The sequence below is a fragment of the Vibrio toranzoniae genome (genome assembly GCF_024347655.1).
In the GTDB taxonomy this organism is placed as follows: Bacteria; Pseudomonadota; Gammaproteobacteria; order Enterobacterales; family Vibrionaceae; genus Vibrio; species Vibrio toranzoniae.
Genome location: NZ_AP025514.1, coordinates 1,147,171 through 1,163,526 on the forward strand (window position 1 = coordinate 1,147,171; position 16,356 = coordinate 1,163,526).

General features: G+C 43.7%; 14 protein-coding genes and 1 tRNA gene. 10 read left to right on the top strand and 5 right to left on the bottom strand.

Annotated features, from left to right (window positions below; genetic code table 11):
• The first annotated feature begins 6 nt into the window (after positions 1 to 6).
• The 5 genes from tolB to OCU50_RS05115 all read left to right on the top strand — a co-directional run bounded on the left by tolB (position 7) and on the right by OCU50_RS05115 (position 5,351).
• Complete coding sequence (tolB, locus tag OCU50_RS05095) at positions 7 to 1,359, top strand: Tol-Pal system beta propeller repeat protein TolB (protein WP_060467424.1); 1,353 nt, start codon at positions 7 to 9, stop codon at positions 1,357 to 1,359.
• Between the two features lie 111 nt (positions 1,360 to 1,470).
• Complete coding sequence (gene pal, locus OCU50_RS05100; RefSeq protein ID WP_060467425.1) at positions 1,471 to 2,013, top strand: peptidoglycan-associated lipoprotein Pal; 543 nt, start codon at positions 1,471 to 1,473, stop codon at positions 2,011 to 2,013.
• 33 nt (positions 2,014 to 2,046) lie between these two features.
• Positions 2,047 to 2,835 carry a tol-pal system protein YbgF gene (gene ybgF, locus OCU50_RS05105; protein WP_060467426.1) on the top strand — a complete coding sequence of 263 codons (789 nt, stop codon included), beginning with the start codon at positions 2,047 to 2,049 and terminating at the stop codon, positions 2,833 to 2,835.
• A 243-nt stretch (positions 2,836 to 3,078) separates the two neighbouring features.
• The gene (nadA, locus tag OCU50_RS05110; RefSeq protein ID WP_060467427.1) at positions 3,079 to 4,140 is read left to right on the top strand and encodes a quinolinate synthase NadA; all 1,062 of its coding nucleotides are present in this window, start codon (positions 3,079 to 3,081) and stop codon (positions 4,138 to 4,140) included.
• A 179-nt stretch (positions 4,141 to 4,319) separates the two neighbouring features.
• Entirely contained in the window at positions 4,320 to 5,351 is a 1,032-nt protein-coding gene (locus tag OCU50_RS05115; protein WP_060467428.1) for a potassium channel family protein, read from the top strand.
• Positions 5,352 to 5,463: 112 nt separating this feature from the next.
• Here OCU50_RS05115 and OCU50_RS05120 read toward each other — a convergent pair whose 3' ends face one another.
• Complete coding sequence (locus tag OCU50_RS05120; RefSeq protein WP_060467429.1) at positions 5,464 to 6,033, bottom strand: UPF0149 family protein; 570 nt, start codon at positions 6,031 to 6,033, stop codon at positions 5,464 to 5,466.
• A gap of 137 nt (positions 6,034 to 6,170) precedes the next feature.
• Here OCU50_RS05120 and OCU50_RS05125 point away from each other — a divergent pair, with 137 nt between their 5' ends.
• The 5 genes from OCU50_RS05125 to OCU50_RS05145 all read left to right on the top strand — a co-directional run bounded on the left by OCU50_RS05125 (position 6,171) and on the right by OCU50_RS05145 (position 12,223).
• Complete coding sequence (locus tag OCU50_RS05125) at positions 6,171 to 8,657, top strand: hybrid sensor histidine kinase/response regulator (protein WP_438947075.1); 2,487 nt, start codon at positions 6,171 to 6,173, stop codon at positions 8,655 to 8,657.
• A gap of 248 nt (positions 8,658 to 8,905) precedes the next feature.
• A complete protein-coding gene (locus OCU50_RS05130; protein ID WP_060467431.1) occupies positions 8,906 to 9,355 on the top strand; it encodes an L-alanine exporter AlaE in 450 nt (149 codons plus the stop codon).
• Positions 9,356 to 9,518: 163 nt separating this feature from the next.
• A tRNA-Ser gene (locus OCU50_RS05135) sits at positions 9,519 to 9,609 on the top strand.
• Between the two features lie 207 nt (positions 9,610 to 9,816).
• On the top strand, positions 9,817 to 10,743 hold the full coding sequence (locus OCU50_RS05140) for a LysR family transcriptional regulator (protein ID WP_060467432.1): 927 nt from the start codon (positions 9,817 to 9,819) through the stop codon (positions 10,741 to 10,743).
• A 226-nt stretch (positions 10,744 to 10,969) separates the two neighbouring features.
• Positions 10,970 to 12,223 carry a D-amino acid dehydrogenase gene (locus tag OCU50_RS05145; protein ID WP_060467433.1) on the top strand — a complete coding sequence of 418 codons (1,254 nt, stop codon included), beginning with the start codon at positions 10,970 to 10,972 and terminating at the stop codon, positions 12,221 to 12,223.
• Between the two features lie 78 nt (positions 12,224 to 12,301).
• Here the strand turns inward: OCU50_RS05145 and OCU50_RS05150 are convergent, their stop codons facing one another.
• The 4 genes from OCU50_RS05150 to OCU50_RS05165 form a co-directional block, all read right to left on the bottom strand.
• A complete protein-coding gene (locus tag OCU50_RS05150) occupies positions 12,302 to 13,039 on the bottom strand; it encodes a dienelactone hydrolase family protein (protein WP_060467434.1) in 738 nt (245 codons plus the stop codon).
• A 218-nt stretch (positions 13,040 to 13,257) separates the two neighbouring features.
• Complete coding sequence (locus OCU50_RS05155; RefSeq protein WP_060467435.1) at positions 13,258 to 14,187, bottom strand: 1-aminocyclopropane-1-carboxylate deaminase/D-cysteine desulfhydrase; 930 nt, start codon at positions 14,185 to 14,187, stop codon at positions 13,258 to 13,260.
• A 97-nt stretch (positions 14,188 to 14,284) separates the two neighbouring features.
• Positions 14,285 to 15,577, bottom strand: a complete 1,293-nt coding sequence (locus tag OCU50_RS05160) for a sensor histidine kinase (RefSeq protein WP_060467436.1) — start codon at positions 15,575 to 15,577, stop codon at positions 14,285 to 14,287.
• The gene (locus OCU50_RS05165) at positions 15,574 to 16,251 is read right to left on the bottom strand and encodes a response regulator transcription factor (protein ID WP_060467437.1); all 678 of its coding nucleotides are present in this window, start codon (positions 16,249 to 16,251) and stop codon (positions 15,574 to 15,576) included. Before OCU50_RS05165 ends, OCU50_RS05160 begins: the two co-directional genes overlap by 4 nt.
• Positions 16,252 to 16,356: the final 105 nt, after the last annotated feature.

Genomic DNA, 16,356 nt, shown 5'->3' on the forward strand with positions numbered 1-16,356 from the left:
GAACTTGTGTTAAAAAAACTATTACTGAGTTGTGCTTTTGTAATAGCGACAAGCAGCCAGTTTGCACATGCAGCGCTGGAGCTGGTTATTACAGACGGTATTAACTCTGCAAGACCGATCGCTATTGTCCCTTTTCGTTGGGAAGGTGCTGAACCGTTGCCACATGATGTATCAGCAGTTATTGCTTCTGACTTACAGCGCAGTGGTAAATTTAGCCCCGTTCCGACAAGCAAAATGCCTCAAACGCCTTACAGTGAAACTGAGGTGGATTTTGATGCTTGGACCAATCTAGGTGTTGATTCATTGCTGACGGGTAGTATCACTAAAAATGTCGAAGGGCAGTATGTGGTGAACTATCAATTGGTCGACATTGTTCGTGGTCAATTGACTAAAGGACAAAGCCGAGCGTTAAGTGATGAAGGTCAATTGGTGCTTTCGAAAGACCATGTGCTGTTTAATAAAAAGGCAACGGTACCTGGTAAACGCTTGAGAGAGTATGCACACCGTATTTCTGATTTAGTTTATGAAGAGTTAACTGGTGAAAGAGGCGCGTTCTTAACTCGTGTTTCTTATGTGGTAGTGAACGATAAAGATAAGTACCCATATCAGCTTCGTGTGGCGGATTATGACGGCTTTAATGAGCGTTTGGTACTTCGATCTAAACAGCCTCTTATGTCGCCATCATGGTCACCAGACGGTAAAAAGTTGGCTTATGTGAGTTTCCAAAATGGCCAAGCTGAAATATTCATTATGAATATTTATACAGGTGAGCGTGAGAAGGTGACTTCATATCCTCGTCATAATGGTGCGCCAAGATTCTCGCCAGATGGTAAGACATTAGCATTGGTATTGTCGAAAACAGGCAGCCTTCAGGTGTACACACTTGACCTTGCTAGCCGTAAGCTGACTCAAGTTACCCGAGGCCGTTCGAATAATACTGAACCATTCTGGCATCCAGATGGAAAGTCTCTTATTTTCACATCGGATCGTGGTGGTAAACCACAGATTTATAATGTAAATTTGTCAAATAATTCGACATCTCGTATTACTTGGCAAGGTAGCCAAAACTTAGGTGGTCAGATCACTCCTGATGGACGATTCCTAATCATGGTAAATCGAAGCAACTCAGGCTTTAACTTGGCTAAACAGGATTTGGAAACTGGTGCGGTTCAGATACTAACAAAAACATTGTTAGATGAATCACCAAGTATTGCACCGAATGGAGGTATGGTTATCTATAGCTCTATTTACAACAAGACAAACGTACTATCGATGGTTTCTATTGATGGGCGTTTTAAAGCGAGATTACCGGCAACCAACGGACGTGTAAGAGCACCTGCATGGTCACCGTTTCTCTAGCTAAAGTGATACATTCTATTAGCTATTGATAGTGTTAACTATTGTGGCATTTAACTATCTATAGCACTTAGTCGCTGTAGAAACTAAGTTTGATAACGTAAGGAAAATAAGATGCAACTTAATAAAGTTCTTAAAGGCTTGATGATTGCACTACCAGTAATGGCAGTGACGGCATGTAGCTCAACTGATGAAGCGACATCTGCAACATCTGGTACTGAAAGCAACCAAACAACTTCAGGTTCAGAAAGCAACGTAGATACAACGGTTGTAACGCCAATTGACGCTAACGGTCAACTGTCTGAGCAAGAGCTTAAAGAGCAAGCGCTACGTGAAACTCAAACAATCTACTTCGCATTCGATAACTCAACTATCGCTAGCGACTACGAAGCAATACTAGCAGCTCACGCAGCTTACCTAAGTAAGAACGTTAACATGAACGTTACTATCGAAGGTCACGCTGATGAGCGCGGTACTCCTGAGTACAACATCGCACTTGGCGAGCGTCGTGCACAAGCTGTAGCGAAATACCTACAAGCTCTAGGTGTTCAAGCAGACCAAATTTCTATCGTAAGCTACGGTGAAGAGAAGCCACTTCTTCTAGGTCAATCTGAAGATGTGTACGCTAAAAACCGTCGCGCAGTACTAGTTTACTAATTTTAGTAGGCTATATAATTGAGGAATTGCCTCATGTTCAGTAACACAAAGCGAGTTATTTTGCTTTCGTTACTGGCAAGTGCAGCGAACACCGTGTTCGCTGCACCAGCTCCAGTATCCGATCTCAATAGCACCGCAACCAATTCATCATCTTCCTCTCGACCAGGGGCTGCATCTAACGAATCAGATATTGAGCGTTTAGAGCGCCTGCTTCAAAATCGCAACCTAGTTCAGCTTCAAATGCAGCAGCAAATCGATGACATGTCACTGGAGATCAGTGAACTTCGAGGTGCGCTGGAGCGAAACAGTTACGATATGAAGCAAATGCTAGAGCGTCAACGCGAACTGTTCATTGAACTGGATCGGGTAAGAGGGCAAGTGAAAGCAGCAGGAACCGTAACGGCAGCAGTGGCAGTAAGCGAAGGCTCTAACGATGCTTCTGGTACCTTCAGTACTGATGTGGATGAGCAAACCGCTTATCAAAATGCTGTAGATATGATTCTAAAGCAACGAGACTACACGGGTGCTATTGCAGCATTCCAGAAGTTTCAAAAAGACTTTCCAGATTCAACCTTCACACCTAACTCACATTACTGGTTAGGTCAGCTTTATTTCGCTAAGAAGCAAGATAAAGAAGCTGTGAAGAGCTTTGCGGCAGTTGTGTCATACAAAGATTCAAATAAGCGAGCAGATGCACTGGTTAAGCTTGGTGACATAGCAGCGCGCAACAATAACGCGACGCAAGCTAAGAAATATTACCAACAAGTCGTCACAGAATATCCAAATAGTGCTTCGGCAAACGTGGCTAAAACCCACTTATAAAACAAAATAGGGGTGCTTAGGCACCTCTGTTTATATCCGCTGTATTCTGTTCGTTGCTGGTGGCTTGTTACGACTTACCACTGTTAGATCTCTAGTTATTCTCCTTGTGATAGCAACATAAAGACCTCTTTATGCTTTTTGAGTATTAACGAGTAAACGTTTGCAACCAATCCTTTTTGATCCCAATCGCTGTCCTGTGTAGAATACTCTGATTCTCGGAAGAAGTTGCGTAGAGCAAGAGCAATGAGTCATATACTAGATAAAATCGATACAGTTTACCCGTTTCCGCCTAAGCCAGTTCCATTGAGCGACGCTCAGAAACAGGCCCACATCGCAAACATCAAAAAACTACTTCAAGAAAAAGATGCAGTTCTAATTGCACACTACTACACGGATCCTGAAATTCAGGCTTTGGCAGAAGAAACTGGTGGTTTCGTTGGTGATTCATTAGAAATGGCTAAGTTCGGTAACCGTCATTCAGCAAGCACTTTGATCATCGCCGGTGTTCGTTTTATGGGCGAGTCTGCTAAAATTCTGACTCCTGAAAAACGCATTCTAATGCCAACGCTGGAAGCTGAATGTTCGCTTGATCTCGGTTGTCCAGCTGACAAGTTTACAGAATTTTGTGATGCTCGCCCTGACCACACGGTGGTTGTATACGCAAACACTTCTGCGGCAGTTAAAGCTCGTGCAGACTGGGTAGTTACGTCGAGTATCGCTTTAGAAATCGTTGAAAGCCTAGACGCTGAAGGCAAACCAATCATTTGGGGTCCAGACCGTCACCTAGGTTCTTACATCGCAAATCAAACTGGCGCTGACATGTTGCTTTGGCAAGGCGAGTGCATCGTTCATGATGAGTTCTCAGCTGATGCTTTGAAGAAAATGAAGTCGGTATACCCAGAAGCGGCTATTTTGGTTCACCCAGAATCGCCAGCAAGCGTCGTCGAATTGGCTGATGCGGTAGGTTCAACAAGCCAACTGATTAAGAAAGCAAAAGAGCTTCCTCATCCACAGATGATTGTCGCTACTGACAAAGGTATCTTCTTCAAGATGCAACAATTGGTTCCTGAAAAAGAGCTAATTGAAGCGCCGACAGCCGGGGCTGGTGCAACTTGTCGTAGCTGCGCACACTGCCCTTGGATGGCAATGAATGGCCTTGAAGCGATTGAAAACGCGCTTGAAAATGGCGGCGAGCAACACGAAATTTTCGTTTCTGACGAATTACGCGTTAAGTCTCTAATTCCATTGAACCGCATGTTAGATTTCGCTGAACAGCTTAATGTGCAAGTGAAAGGCAACGCTTAATTTCATTATTACGCTGTTATTATGAATAGGAAGCCAGCCTGTAGTGCTGGTTTTTTTGTACCTAAAGATAGGTTGCGAATATCAATCTTGTGGTCATGTATCTTTTTCTGATGATACATCTTGTTGATATCGCGTATTTTTTCTAGCATGTAAGTAAGAGAAAAAGATTTGAGGCTCGAATGATAATCTGGTTACAACTCAAACGCTGGGTCAAAGCAAATATCTTTGTTTTGAACGGAAAAAACTTGCTGTTTACCTTTCTTGGTTACGTATTTTTGTCGTGGTCGACTTTGTATCTAGCGGGTGAAACGGACCTAACCAGTTCGTTTACCACATTCGCTTACTATCTAGTCGTGACTGCGTCGACGGTTGGTTACGGTGATTTATCACCAACGACAGATGCAGGGCGATGGATCGTTATACTGTTCGTGATTCCGGGAGGGCTTAGTCTTTTCGCGGCATTACTCGGCAAGGTCGCGACAGAAGGTGTTGAATATTGGCGAGCGGGCTTGCTAGGAAAAAGGAGAGTTAGAGTGGACAACCACATTTTGATACTTGGATGGAATGAGCAAAGAACCATTCACCTCATTCGTATGTTGCAGCACGAAGAAACGGGTAAACGACCAATTGTGCTATGTACTCGTTCAGATATTGAGAACCCGTTACCAGGCGAAATCAACTTCGTTAAAGTAAATAGCTACACTGATGGCAAAGAGATGGAAAAGACAGGCATCGAGTCGGCCAGTTGTATTCTCATTGATAATCCTGAAGACGATATAACTTTATCTGCGGCGCTTTACTGCGCGAACCGAAATCCTAAGGCACACCTTCTGGTGTACTTTAAAGATGAAGCATTGAGTGATTTGTTGCACCAGCATTGCCCTAACTCAGAATGTATTCCGGCGGTGGGGGCAGAAATGCTGGCCAAGGCTGCGGTAGATCCGGGGTCGAGTGCGCTTCACCAAGAGCTATTGAGTACGACAAGGGGGATGACACAATATTCAACTTATTACCCTGAGGGGGCTGAACCTGTAACGGTTGCGCCAATTTTTTCGGTGTTCAAAGAGAAGTATCAAGCCACGTTGATTGCGATTGATGCGGGCAATGGTATTGAGCTTAACCCTGATCTAGACCAAGTGGTCAACAGCGGGACTAAGTTGTTCTATATTGCAGATGAACGAATTGATCACTTCGATTGGAAAGGCTTTTAAACGATTGATACTCCTTAAGAATTAAAAAAGGCCTCATAGTGAAGTGAGGCCTTTTGTTATTGTTTGGTCGAGCGAGTTAAGCTTATTTTTTAGCTTATTGATATTCTCTAGGTTATTGAGCTTCAGCTAATGCAATGCCACGTTGCGTTAGACCGCACAGCATCTCAGGAACCGCATTAAAGATCTCTTCGAACTGCTCTAAACCTTCAATGCCTTGCTCTGCAAGTGTCGCGATTGACGTTTCAGGATCGTAAAGCATGCTCAGTGAAAGTAGCACGCCACCAACTAGCGCGTTGTCTTCGCTGTCTTCTGGCATCAATGTTTCCCAATCATCACGGGCAATCTGCCAACCTTGAAGTAAGCCTTCACAAAAATCACGAGCAGCTGTGTTAACGACTTCTTCATCATCCAATTGACAAGCTTCAGGCCAAACCCAAGTGCCTTCAATCAGTTCTGGGCGGGTTTCGTTCCAAAGCGCGATGATAATTTCAATGTAGCTTTCAAGTTGCTCACCATCAGTAAAAGGAGCGACCTCTTCACCACCCCAAAGGAACGGAAGCCATTCATGAGGAGGTAATACGTTAGGTGCCGCTGCCATTGCAGTGACAAATCCTATGGTTTTGTGTTCTGTGATTAGCTTTCCTTCCAACTCTGGAAGCGCAAGAATATCTTGTAAAGTCAAAGTGAGGTACCGTAAAAGGGAACATGTTTGCGCTTATAGTACCAATGAACTTGCGCCAATCAAGCTTCAATCTAAAAAGGCTTGATGTCCTTGATGATAAACACTAGGTTTAACAAAAAAGAAAACAACAAAAAATTATGCAGATACGGTCGTCTCTTAAGAAAAACAGTATGGTAGCGCTCGGGTTATACTTGGCCATGTTCATTGCCATTGTCGGCAGCGTGACGTACCACGTCGTAGAGTCTCCTGTACGTGCCAAATTAGAACAAAACCTAGACCTACGTGCTGAATTGTTATCTGCATTGATTACAGAGCCACTCAGTAGCTCTAAAGGTGTTGTCGATAGCCTAGTCGGTTTTGCTCAGAAACAACGAAAAGGTTCAGAGGTTGCTTCGGTATTAAAGTCAATTTTGGCGGCGAGCGACGATACGATCATTAGCGCGGGTATTTGGCCAGAACCTTATGCACTTGATCCGAATAAACGTCTGAACAGCTACTTTTTCAACAAAGCCGATGATGGCAAGATTGATCAATTGTTTTCTTATAACAATCCTAAGAATGCGCCTTACCATCAAGAATATTGGTACACTTCTGTTGTTGATGAGCCGCAGGGAAGTATCGTATGGAGCGATGTGTATATCGACCCGTACACACACGTTCGAATGATTACGGCGTCTTCCCCTTATTATTACGATGGCACCTTTGCCGGTATTGCGACAGTGGATCTCTCACTGGAAGAGTTATTGGGTTTCATTAAAACTCATGCGGAAGAATATAACCTTGGTATCACTATAAGAGATAATCTCAACCAAGTTCTGGTTTCTCATAACTTCAATCTTGTCGAGGGAGTCTACATTAGTAATAACCAATTTGGTGACTTTGATTGGCAAGTCGCAGTGGTTAACTCAAAACTATTGGTGGCAGACGAGGTGTTTCGTCTGGTGATGAGTATTGAGAGCGGTATTGTTCCGCTATTGCTAGTGTGTGTCATGGCGGGTTATTACTTGTTGAACCGCTACTTGATTAGTCCTATTACCAATATAGCAATTAAGGTCGACGGTTCAAAAGCGGGTGAGATCATCGATGTTGAGTACTCAAGTGATGATGAAATCGGCCACTTGATTAAAACCTTTAACGAAAAGACCATTTATCTCGAAGCGGAAAAGGTTAAGGCTCAGGCCTCAACCAATGCAAAAACAGCGTTCCTTGCGACCTTATCCCATGAAATCCGAACTCCAATGAATGGCGTTTTAGGAACCGCCCAAATTCTGCTAAAAACCCCTTTAAACAGAGAGCAAGAGAAGCATCTTAAAAGTTTGTATGAGTCTGGGGATCATATGATGACTTTGCTTAATGAGATATTGGATTTTTCAAAGATCGAGCAGGGCAGATTAGATCTAGATGAAACCCGTTTCCCGCTCGATTCGATCATCGGAAGTATCAACAGTGTCTACTACACATTGTCTTCCGAAAAAGGACTTCAATTCAAAGTGTATTCTGAGGTGCCTTCTGGCCGTTGGTACTTCTCGGACAAAGCTCGCCTGCGCCAAATCTTGTTTAATCTACTGAACAACGCTGTGAAGTTCACTTCAAGAGGTTTTGTTGAGGTGTACCTGAAAGAAGTTGTTGAAGGAAATGATGTTTACCTTAGTATCCGAGTTCGTGATACCGGAATAGGCATACCTAAAGAAGCGCAAAAACGCATCTTCAAACCTTTCGAGCAAGCAGAATCTACGACTACAAGACGTTTTGGTGGTACTGGCCTTGGTTTAGCAATTGTGAACGAAATCGCTCAACTTATGGGCGGCAGTATCACGGTCACCAGTGAAGAGGGGATTGGCACTAGCTTTGATGTTCGCTTAAAGATTAAGCCTTGCCAACCTGGTGAGATAGAAAGCCCACCGCATAAAAAATTGGATTACTCTGGCTTGAAAGTGTTGATTGTTGAGGATAACAGGACCAACACCGTCATCATTGAAACCTTTATGAGTAGTAAAGGGTTTACCTGTAAGAACGTTGAAAACGGTGAACTTGCGATACAAGCTGTCGTTACAGAGCACTTTGATTTGGTGTTGATGGATAACCATATGCCAGTGATGGATGGCGTGGAATCAACAACGGCTATTCGGGCTCTAATTGGCGATGTTTCATCTGTCTTAATATTTGGTTGTACCGCTGATGTCTTCAAAGAGACTCGCGAACGTATGATCGGTGCTGGTGTGGATTACATTATAGCTAAACCAATTGATGAACGGGAGCTCGACGATGCGTTATTTCGCTATTCGAATAAGCTTTACCAATTCCATGAAGCAGAAGTTCATGCTCCGGAGAGCCAAGAAGTAAAAGATCACGATTGGAAAAGTAAAAGTGAGTCACTGCCTAAGCCTGATTTACGAAGCAAAGGCAACATCGAAGAGTTGCTCGTGACACTGTACGTGGCGTTAGAAGACAACAACTTAGAGCTGATTCAATTTTCGCTAGAGAGCTTGCGTGTTCACGCTGAACCTATGAACAATACAGAACTTACATCTCAAATTGATAAAGCTCTAGAGTACGTCTTCTCGGGAACGCGCCCCTCGCAAGATGTTATTGATATCATTACTGTAAATCTACCTATGGCTTAGGTGTTGTTTTATTACAGGAAGTAAAAGTTAAATTGCGCAATTTTCAACCTTCTTGTGGTTTTTTGGTCAAAGTGACTGCTTTTAAAGTAGTTTTTGGTTGTTAATTTACCACTTGATTTGTAATTTGGAATGTATGACTGCTAATGTTGTGTTTTAATAGTGATATTAACTGGCCAGGTGAGAATACGCCTTGCTTATGTGTTACTAAATCACTAATGAAGTAGTGATATATTTTAGGTTTGTCTCTAATGAAGTCTCGTGGTCCATTTTGTATTCGTAATGCAGCTGCGGATACATTTGCTATGGTAGTTTTCTGCTTTATCTCTGGCATGATCGTAGAAGTGTTTATTTCCGCTATGACGTTTGAGCAGTCTCTTGCTTCAAGAACGTTATCTATTCCGGTAAACATTGCTATTGCTTGGCCTTATGGTGTATTTCGTGATTGGTTCTTACGTAATGGTGCAAAACTTTCACAAAGTTCATTGATGAAGAACTTGGCTGATCTTATGGCTTACGTGTTATTCCAATCGCCTGTGTATGCTGGGATTTTACTAGCAGTAGGCGCTTCAACTGACCAGATTGTCACCGCGGTTACTAGCAACGCGGTTATTTCATGTGGCATGGGCGTACTTTATGGTTATTTCTTAGATATGTGCCGTAAATGGTTTAGAGTTCCAGGTTATTATCAACAAGCGTGAATAAAGTGAAATAAGCGATACTTGGTTTGTTTTTGATCTAATGAGTTAATTTGTAATCGAACAAACTGAAAAAGGCACTTTTTTTGATAATGCCACTTGACCAAAGCAAGCAGAATCAATAAAGTAGCGCCTCGTTGAGTGACAAGCTCAACACAAAACTTGTGGAAGGATGGCTGAGTGGCTTAAGGCGCTCGCCTGGAAAGCGAGTATACGTTTATAGCGTATCTGGGGTTCAAATCCCCATCCTTCCACCACTATTCAAAACCCTAGCAGAAATGCTGGGGTTTTCTCGTTCTAGAGCCCCTATAATTCTCAACTTACAATACATTCAACATTTCGTATGAAGTGACTCGGTGCACAAGTTAGTAAGCGCAAACGAGATCTCGATAAATTGGGATATATTTGAATGCCAAACTTATGAGACGCTTGGTTTAGGGTTAATTGAATTACAAGGTAGTTGAATGCATCAGTTTAATATCCGTGCGCTTGAATATTTAAATGCGTTATCCAAATATGGGTCACTACGTAACGCATCCAAAATGATGAACGTCGACCCTGCGGCAATGAGTAGGATGCTAACGCAACTAGAAGCTCAGGCGGAAATGAAAGTTTGGGAGCGAAATAACCGCCACTCACTGTTAACTGAGGCGGGTAATGAACTATTGAATTATTATCGTTCTATCGTTCGCGGAGAAGCGGCAGTTTTAGCTCGGCTGACTAAGCTTAAAAACCTCCAAGGGGGTAACGTCAGTATTGCTATTGGTGAAGGCTTTATTACCAACTTGGTGGCTAAACCAATGCAAACCTTCATGACTCGTTATCCCGATATCAACCTTTCTATTGAGATTGCGGGAGCTCTTGATGCCGTCAAAATGCTTGAAGATCAACAGATAGATTTTGCAATCACTTATGCTTCTGCTCCACACCCGAAGTTGCATTCGCATGTCGAACGTAGCCACCCACTGGAACTCATCGTACCTAAAGGGCACTTCCTTACCAGTAAAGAAGCTCCTGTAACACTGCGGGATATTAAAGATGTTTCTCTCGCGCTAATCGATAACTCGACAGGAATGGGAAGGCTGGTAAAACACGCTGAGCAGGTATCTCATCTTACTTTACAACCAAAGCTTCAAACTAACTCGGTAACGGCACTCACTAACTTCGTTTCCGCAGGTCTAGGTGTGACTTTTATGCCTAAGCTTACCGTGATTGATGAGATTAAATCAGGTCAAATTGAAGTGGTCGCAACTGAGCTAGAAATGCTTTCGAAAGCAACCGTGAAGGTTCAATCTTTAAAAGGCCGAGCACTTACGCTTCAAGCCGAAACATTGTTAGGTTTTTTGCTCGAAAATGCAACGTTCTTGAGCCATGATGCCTACAATCTTTAGGCATCATAGATTTATGTAACGACTCCTCCCAAGCTTCTAAATACCTCCAATATCACAGTTCCAAACTTCCAAATTCGTTTCTAAGTTGAATTGACTTTTTATCAACGGAGTCTCTATTGTTAAATCAACGCCTGCCGAATAAGTTACAAATTATTAACGAAAATAATATTTGAATTAAAAACAGTGTTTAGCCGATTGAGCTTTTGCTGGGCATTAGGGGAAGAGAATGGAAGTAATTGTAATTGGCAGCGGTGTAATTGGGTTAACCAGTGCTTGGTATCTGGCGAAAGAGGGTCACACTGTTACGGTTATTGACCGACAGGATGCAAGTGGCAAGGAAACGAGTTTTGCTAACGCCGGGCAAATTTCTTACGGTTATTCATCACCATGGGCGGCGCCTGGTATTCCGTTGAAAGCGATGAAGTGGCTCACTCAAGAGCATGCTCCCTTGAAAGTGAAGCCGTCACTTTCGCCTGAGTTAATTTCTTGGGCGACTAAGATGCTCGCCAACTGTAACGAAGCTAAATATGCACAGAATAAATCGCGTATGTTACGAGTCGCAAATTACAGCCGAGATTGTTTGACTGATCTAAGGACCAGCGAAGATTTGGCTTATGAAGGCCGACAAAAGGGCACCCTGCAAGTATTCAGAAGCGAGAAACAACTGGACGCTATTCAGCAAGATATGAAGCTGTTGAAAGAGAGTGGAATCGAACACGCGCTGTTTGGAGTCGAACAGTGCCTTTCAGTGGAACCGGGTTTGGCTGACGTGAAAGACAAGCTCGTTGGCGGCTTATACTTACCTCATGATGAAACGGGTGATTGTCATCAGTTCTGTTTAGCCTTAACCGAAAAAGCTAAGAAGCTTGGCGTTCAGTTCGTGTTTGATACTGAAGTGGTGAGTTTGAATCATCAGAACCAAACCATAGAGAGCATTACGACAACTCAAGGTGAATTCAAAGCGGACGCTTATGTGGTGGCTTCGGGAAGCTATTCTCGTGAACTGCTCAAGCAAGTCGATTTATCTATCCCTGTATATCCCGTGAAGGGTTATTCTCTGACACTGCCGATAGTGAGTGCGGATAAGTCACCGACTTCAACGGTTATGGATGAAACCTATAAGGTGGCGATGACTCGTTTCGATGACCGGATTCGTATTGCAGGGACGGCAGAGCTTGCTGGTTTCAATTACCTGGTTCCAGAAAAACGCAAAGCTACGATTGATATGGTGATTAAAGATCTTTTCCCACAAGCGGGGGATTTTTCTAAGGCAGAGTACTGGACGGGACTACGACCAATGACGCCAGACGGCACGCCTATCATCGGTAAAACTCCGATTAAGAACCTATTCACCAACACTGGTCATGGGACATTAGGTTGGACGATGGCGTGTGGCTCAGGAAAGCTGTTAGCGAGTGTGGTCAGTGGCTCTGATAGTGACATTAAATCAGATGACTTGAGTATTCATCGTTACATCTAGTTCATCAAAATACTTGGTTATCCGAATCAGCCCATGTTTATTATTAAGCATGGGCTGATTTGGTTTAAGTGTTACGGCTTATCGGGTAGTGGTTTCTAACACATGCGTGAATCTTTCCCACGATTTTTGGTCAGCTTCATTTTGGTAATTATTGGAACCGAACACGGTAAACGCATGGGGAGCGCCACTGTAGGTGATCATTTCATGTGGAACCTTGGTCGTTTCAAGTTCAGCGGCAAGGTTGCCAAAATCTTGCATTGAAATCATGGTATCAGCCGTGCCGTGGAATACGACAACCGGAGCTTTAGTCTGCGAGTAGTCTTGGCCTTTTGGTGTTGATAAACCGCCATGGAAGGTGACATAAGCCTTCGAAGGAATCCCAGCACGAGCCGCTTCCAATACAGCAGCTCCGCCAAAGCAGTATCCCATCATCACGTTATTATCTAAGTTGCCCCCAAGTCTTTTCGCTTCCATGGCTCCAGCGTTGAGCAGCGCACGCATTTTCTCTCGGTCCTTGTACAGCTCGCCTGTGTGTTGTTTTTTGTCTTTCACTTCGGTTGGGCGAATACCTTTACCAAATAGGTCGATGGCGAACACGTTGTAACCGAGTTCGTTGAGCATCTCAGAACGCTTCTTTTCGTAATCCGTTAAGCCATCCCAATCGTGTATTAGCAGCACCAGAGGCGCTTGGTCACTGGCTTCACTCCAATAACCTTCGTAGTCCATCCCGTCGACTTGGTAAGTAACGTTTTCTCCAGAAATTGCTGAAAAGGGTAGTAAAACTGAAAACAGGCCGAGTGTAGTGAGTTTTCGCATGCGTTATTCCTTTAGATGACAATGACGTTCCAATCGAAAGTATAGATAACACGATGATTCTCGCCAGATTTCTGTTTCTAATTTGAAGTGTAAGCGTAGAGGTGCAAGATGAAGGGGGAATGATCAAACAGCCATCACGATGAAGTGTGATGGCTGTTTGACGGTGTTCTTAGATTACGGAAATTTGCATATCCAGAGCTAGGTGTGACGGGATGCAATTACCAGGAAGCGTTGGTCGTGCTAAGGCACATATCCGGATATTTTCGCTGATAGCGTGGCAACATCGATTCGTTACCTAAGATGCCACCTTGGTGAATGTAGATAACGGTTTTGGTTGGGTTATCTTGTTGCCATTTTTCTAAGCATTGCCACATCAATGGGTCGTAAAGCAGGTCAAACTCGATGTCGGTTTGCTCTTGCAGATCCAACCAAGTTTGATAGTCCTGTTGATACAATTTTCCAAAGTGGTGTTTGGTTTCGAGCGATAAAATCTGTGGGTGATCGGTTTCACCTAGCTCATTAAATTGTTGCGTTAAATAGTCGCTGCCACCAACACAAGCACAGGTTAACACTGGGATGTTGTGCAGTTTTAAATGCTTATGAAGGTACAGGGCAGTACTGCCTGTGCCCGCGGGCAGTGCAACCACAAAATCGTGTTGGTTCTCGAAGCGAGTCCAGCTCAGTATTTCCATCGCCAGTTGCTTAACACCATACTCAGCAAGCTGAGAGCGTCCACCTTCAGGTAATACAATGCAATGGGAGTCAGGTTGTCTTACTTGATCTATATACTCTTGTGGATGAAGTTCAGAGCCCGTCTCTTTGACGGAAATAACCTTAGCCCCAAGGTCAATCGCACCACGGTAATTACCGATAGGACGTTCTTGTAGCCATTGAGGGAGGTGGTCGACGTAAAACTCAAGCGTCCAGCCTTTAATTTTTGCAAGTGCGGAGAGTGAGAACAGAGAGTTCGCTTGAGCAGAACCATAGCTGATCAAGGTGGTGGTTTTTGGGTGATCGTCTTCCAGTAGCTTCATGAATTTACGGGCTTTGTTGCCGCAAAAATGGGAGTGAAGCTGATCGTCACGCTTTAAGAAAAAGGTGTGGTCGTTAAATTGATGCTGAGTTACAGGGCTATTATTTAGTTTCATCGCACTTAAACAAAATGCTGACTAAAGAGCCAGCATTTTTAAATCAAATAGGACGGACGAGTATCTAGTAGCCAGAGGCGGCTGTAAACCAACTAAATCAAGTTTTCGTTCGATATTGATGCAGATGTATCGAACGAAAAGTGATCTTGGCTGTGCATCCACCACAGCTGCGATTGAACAATTCAAAGTCCCAATCAAAACGCTGACACAAGTCATCGACAATCAATAATCCCAGCCCGTGTCCATTCGGGTGGTATTGCTCCTGCAGGCCTTCGCCTTGGTCTTCAATAACAAGACTGTCTTGGGAAAGGGTGATCGTTACTGTACCGCTATTAGTGGCTGCAATCGCGTTTCTCAGCAAGTTTCCGACCAACATATTCATGAGCGCGCTGGTGGCTTGAATGGTGGGTTCTGATTGAGCTTGTAAGGTTATCTCGACTTCCTTCTCGTCAGCCTGCAACGAATTTTTAGCAATGATAATCTCTAGCTCTTGCTGGCTAAACAAACGTAGCGGTGCATCGTCACTGTTTCTTTCATAACGAACGAGACCAAGCAGGGCATCGACCATTTCTGACATCTGAACAATGGCTTCATCAATGCGTTCAACCTGACGAGATTGGAACTCGGTTGTTTCGCTGCGAAGGAGCAGCTTATTCGCCCCGCGAGCGACAGTCAGAGGAGTTCTTAATTCATGGCTTGAGTAGCGAGCAAAGGCCTGTTCACGTTTGAGTAACGAATTGATTTCTCGACGATGTTGATTGAGCTGATCGGTTAGTTGGCGAAATTCCACCGCTGCATCGTCACTCACACCAAACTCTTCGTTGAGATTAAGCTTATTGGATTCGAGTTGCTCGGATAGTAAGTTAAAAGGCTCAATCAGTCGTTTCGACAATCGATAGAGCAAAGCTCCAAAGCTAAAAATCAAAACGGAAAGTAGTGTTAAAACGAATGTTGTTGCGTACACCAATTCGTTATGACTCAACTCGACTCGGTCAACTTCAGACAAAAGGATGATTGGATAGGTTTCCCCTTCGGCAGAATACTCACCGACATACACCATTCGTGAATCAGGCTCTTCTCCTACTTCACCAACAAAGCTCTCTTTACCTTCAATGTATTTCCGGTATTCGTCAGGTATGAATGAAGGGTCATTGTATGCCATGGTAAGACCATCGATGCGAATTTTACCACTCTCCCCAGACTGAAATTGCTCGACCGCATAGTTTCGGTCAATCAAGATACGTCTTTCGCCCACCCGATCTTCTGATAGATAAAGTGCAGACATAAACACTATGTAGGTAAAGACCGAGACAATGACCGCCATTGCCCCAAAGAAAACCGCTAGGCGGCCAGTTAGAGTTTTAGTGCTAGTAAGAACGTTCAAAATCAATTTGAAGACTCCAAGCGGAATCCAACTTTAGGCACAGTGATTAACATTTGCGTGTCGAAAGGCTTGTCGAGTTGATTACGCAGCTGATAGATGTGACTGCGTAACACATCGTTGTTGGGTTCGTCTTCTTCCCACAACTTGTATGAGATATCTTCGCGAGTGACCACTTCAGGTGCGTTTTGGCAAAGCATCTCAAGTATGGTGTAAGTGGTTGGATTCAATGCAAGTAACTTATCTTGGCGGTACGCTTTACGTGTCTTTTGGTCGATGGTGAGTTCATCGAACTGAAGTTTAGAAGAGGCGACTTTTCCTCGGTAACGACGAACCAGTGCTTTCATTCTTGCTTCTAGAATATCCAAATCAAAAGGCTTGGTGAGGTAATCATCGGCACCATGTTCAAAGCCTTTTAGCATATCTTCTCGGCTATCCAGTGCAGTCAGCATCAAAATGGGTGTCGCGTTGCCTTGGTCTCGCAGTTTATTACAAACCGTGAGGCCGTCCATTCTTGGCAACATCAGATCCAATATGATGATATCAAATGAGTTTTCCAACGCGAGTTGTAGGCCAAGTTCACCGTTGTCTGCGTAATCGAGTTCCATGCCAATACACTCAAAATAATCAAACAAGACACCTGCAATTTCACGGTTATCTTCGACTAATAGAACTCGTTTCATTTTGATTCTCATACAGAAATAGACCGTAACATTATCCTGAGTGAGCGTGAAAAATATGTCAATAACATAACTTTCACTTATAGGAGGGTAGATTGGCTTCAGATT

Excerpts from the sequence above, each read along its gene's own strand:
- OCU50_RS05130 (WP_060467431.1), top strand. The coding sequence starts at position 8,906 with ATGAAGTCTCGTGGTCCATTTTGTATTCGTAATGCAGCTGCGGATACA.
- pal (WP_060467425.1), top strand. The coding sequence starts at position 1,471 with ATGCAACTTAATAAAGTTCTTAAAGGCTTGATGATTGCACTACCAGTA.
- nadA (WP_060467427.1), top strand. The coding sequence starts at position 3,079 with ATGAGTCATATACTAGATAAAATCGATACAGTTTACCCGTTTCCGCCT.
- OCU50_RS05150 (WP_060467434.1), bottom strand. The coding sequence starts at position 13,039 with ATGCGAAAACTCACTACACTCGGCCTGTTTTCAGTTTTACTACCCTTT.
- OCU50_RS05155 (WP_060467435.1), bottom strand. The coding sequence starts at position 14,187 with ATGAAACTAAATAATAGCCCTGTAACTCAGCATCAATTTAACGACCAC.
- OCU50_RS05140 (WP_060467432.1), top strand. The coding sequence starts at position 9,817 with ATGCATCAGTTTAATATCCGTGCGCTTGAATATTTAAATGCGTTATCC.
- OCU50_RS05165 (WP_060467437.1), bottom strand. The coding sequence starts at position 16,251 with ATGAAACGAGTTCTATTAGTCGAAGATAACCGTGAAATTGCAGGTGTC.
- OCU50_RS05125 (WP_438947075.1), top strand. The coding sequence starts at position 6,171 with ATGCAGATACGGTCGTCTCTTAAGAAAAACAGTATGGTAGCGCTCGGG.
- OCU50_RS05145 (WP_060467433.1), top strand. The coding sequence starts at position 10,970 with ATGGAAGTAATTGTAATTGGCAGCGGTGTAATTGGGTTAACCAGTGCT.
- ybgF (WP_060467426.1), top strand. The coding sequence starts at position 2,047 with ATGTTCAGTAACACAAAGCGAGTTATTTTGCTTTCGTTACTGGCAAGT.
- OCU50_RS05115 (WP_060467428.1), top strand. The coding sequence starts at position 4,320 with ATGATAATCTGGTTACAACTCAAACGCTGGGTCAAAGCAAATATCTTT.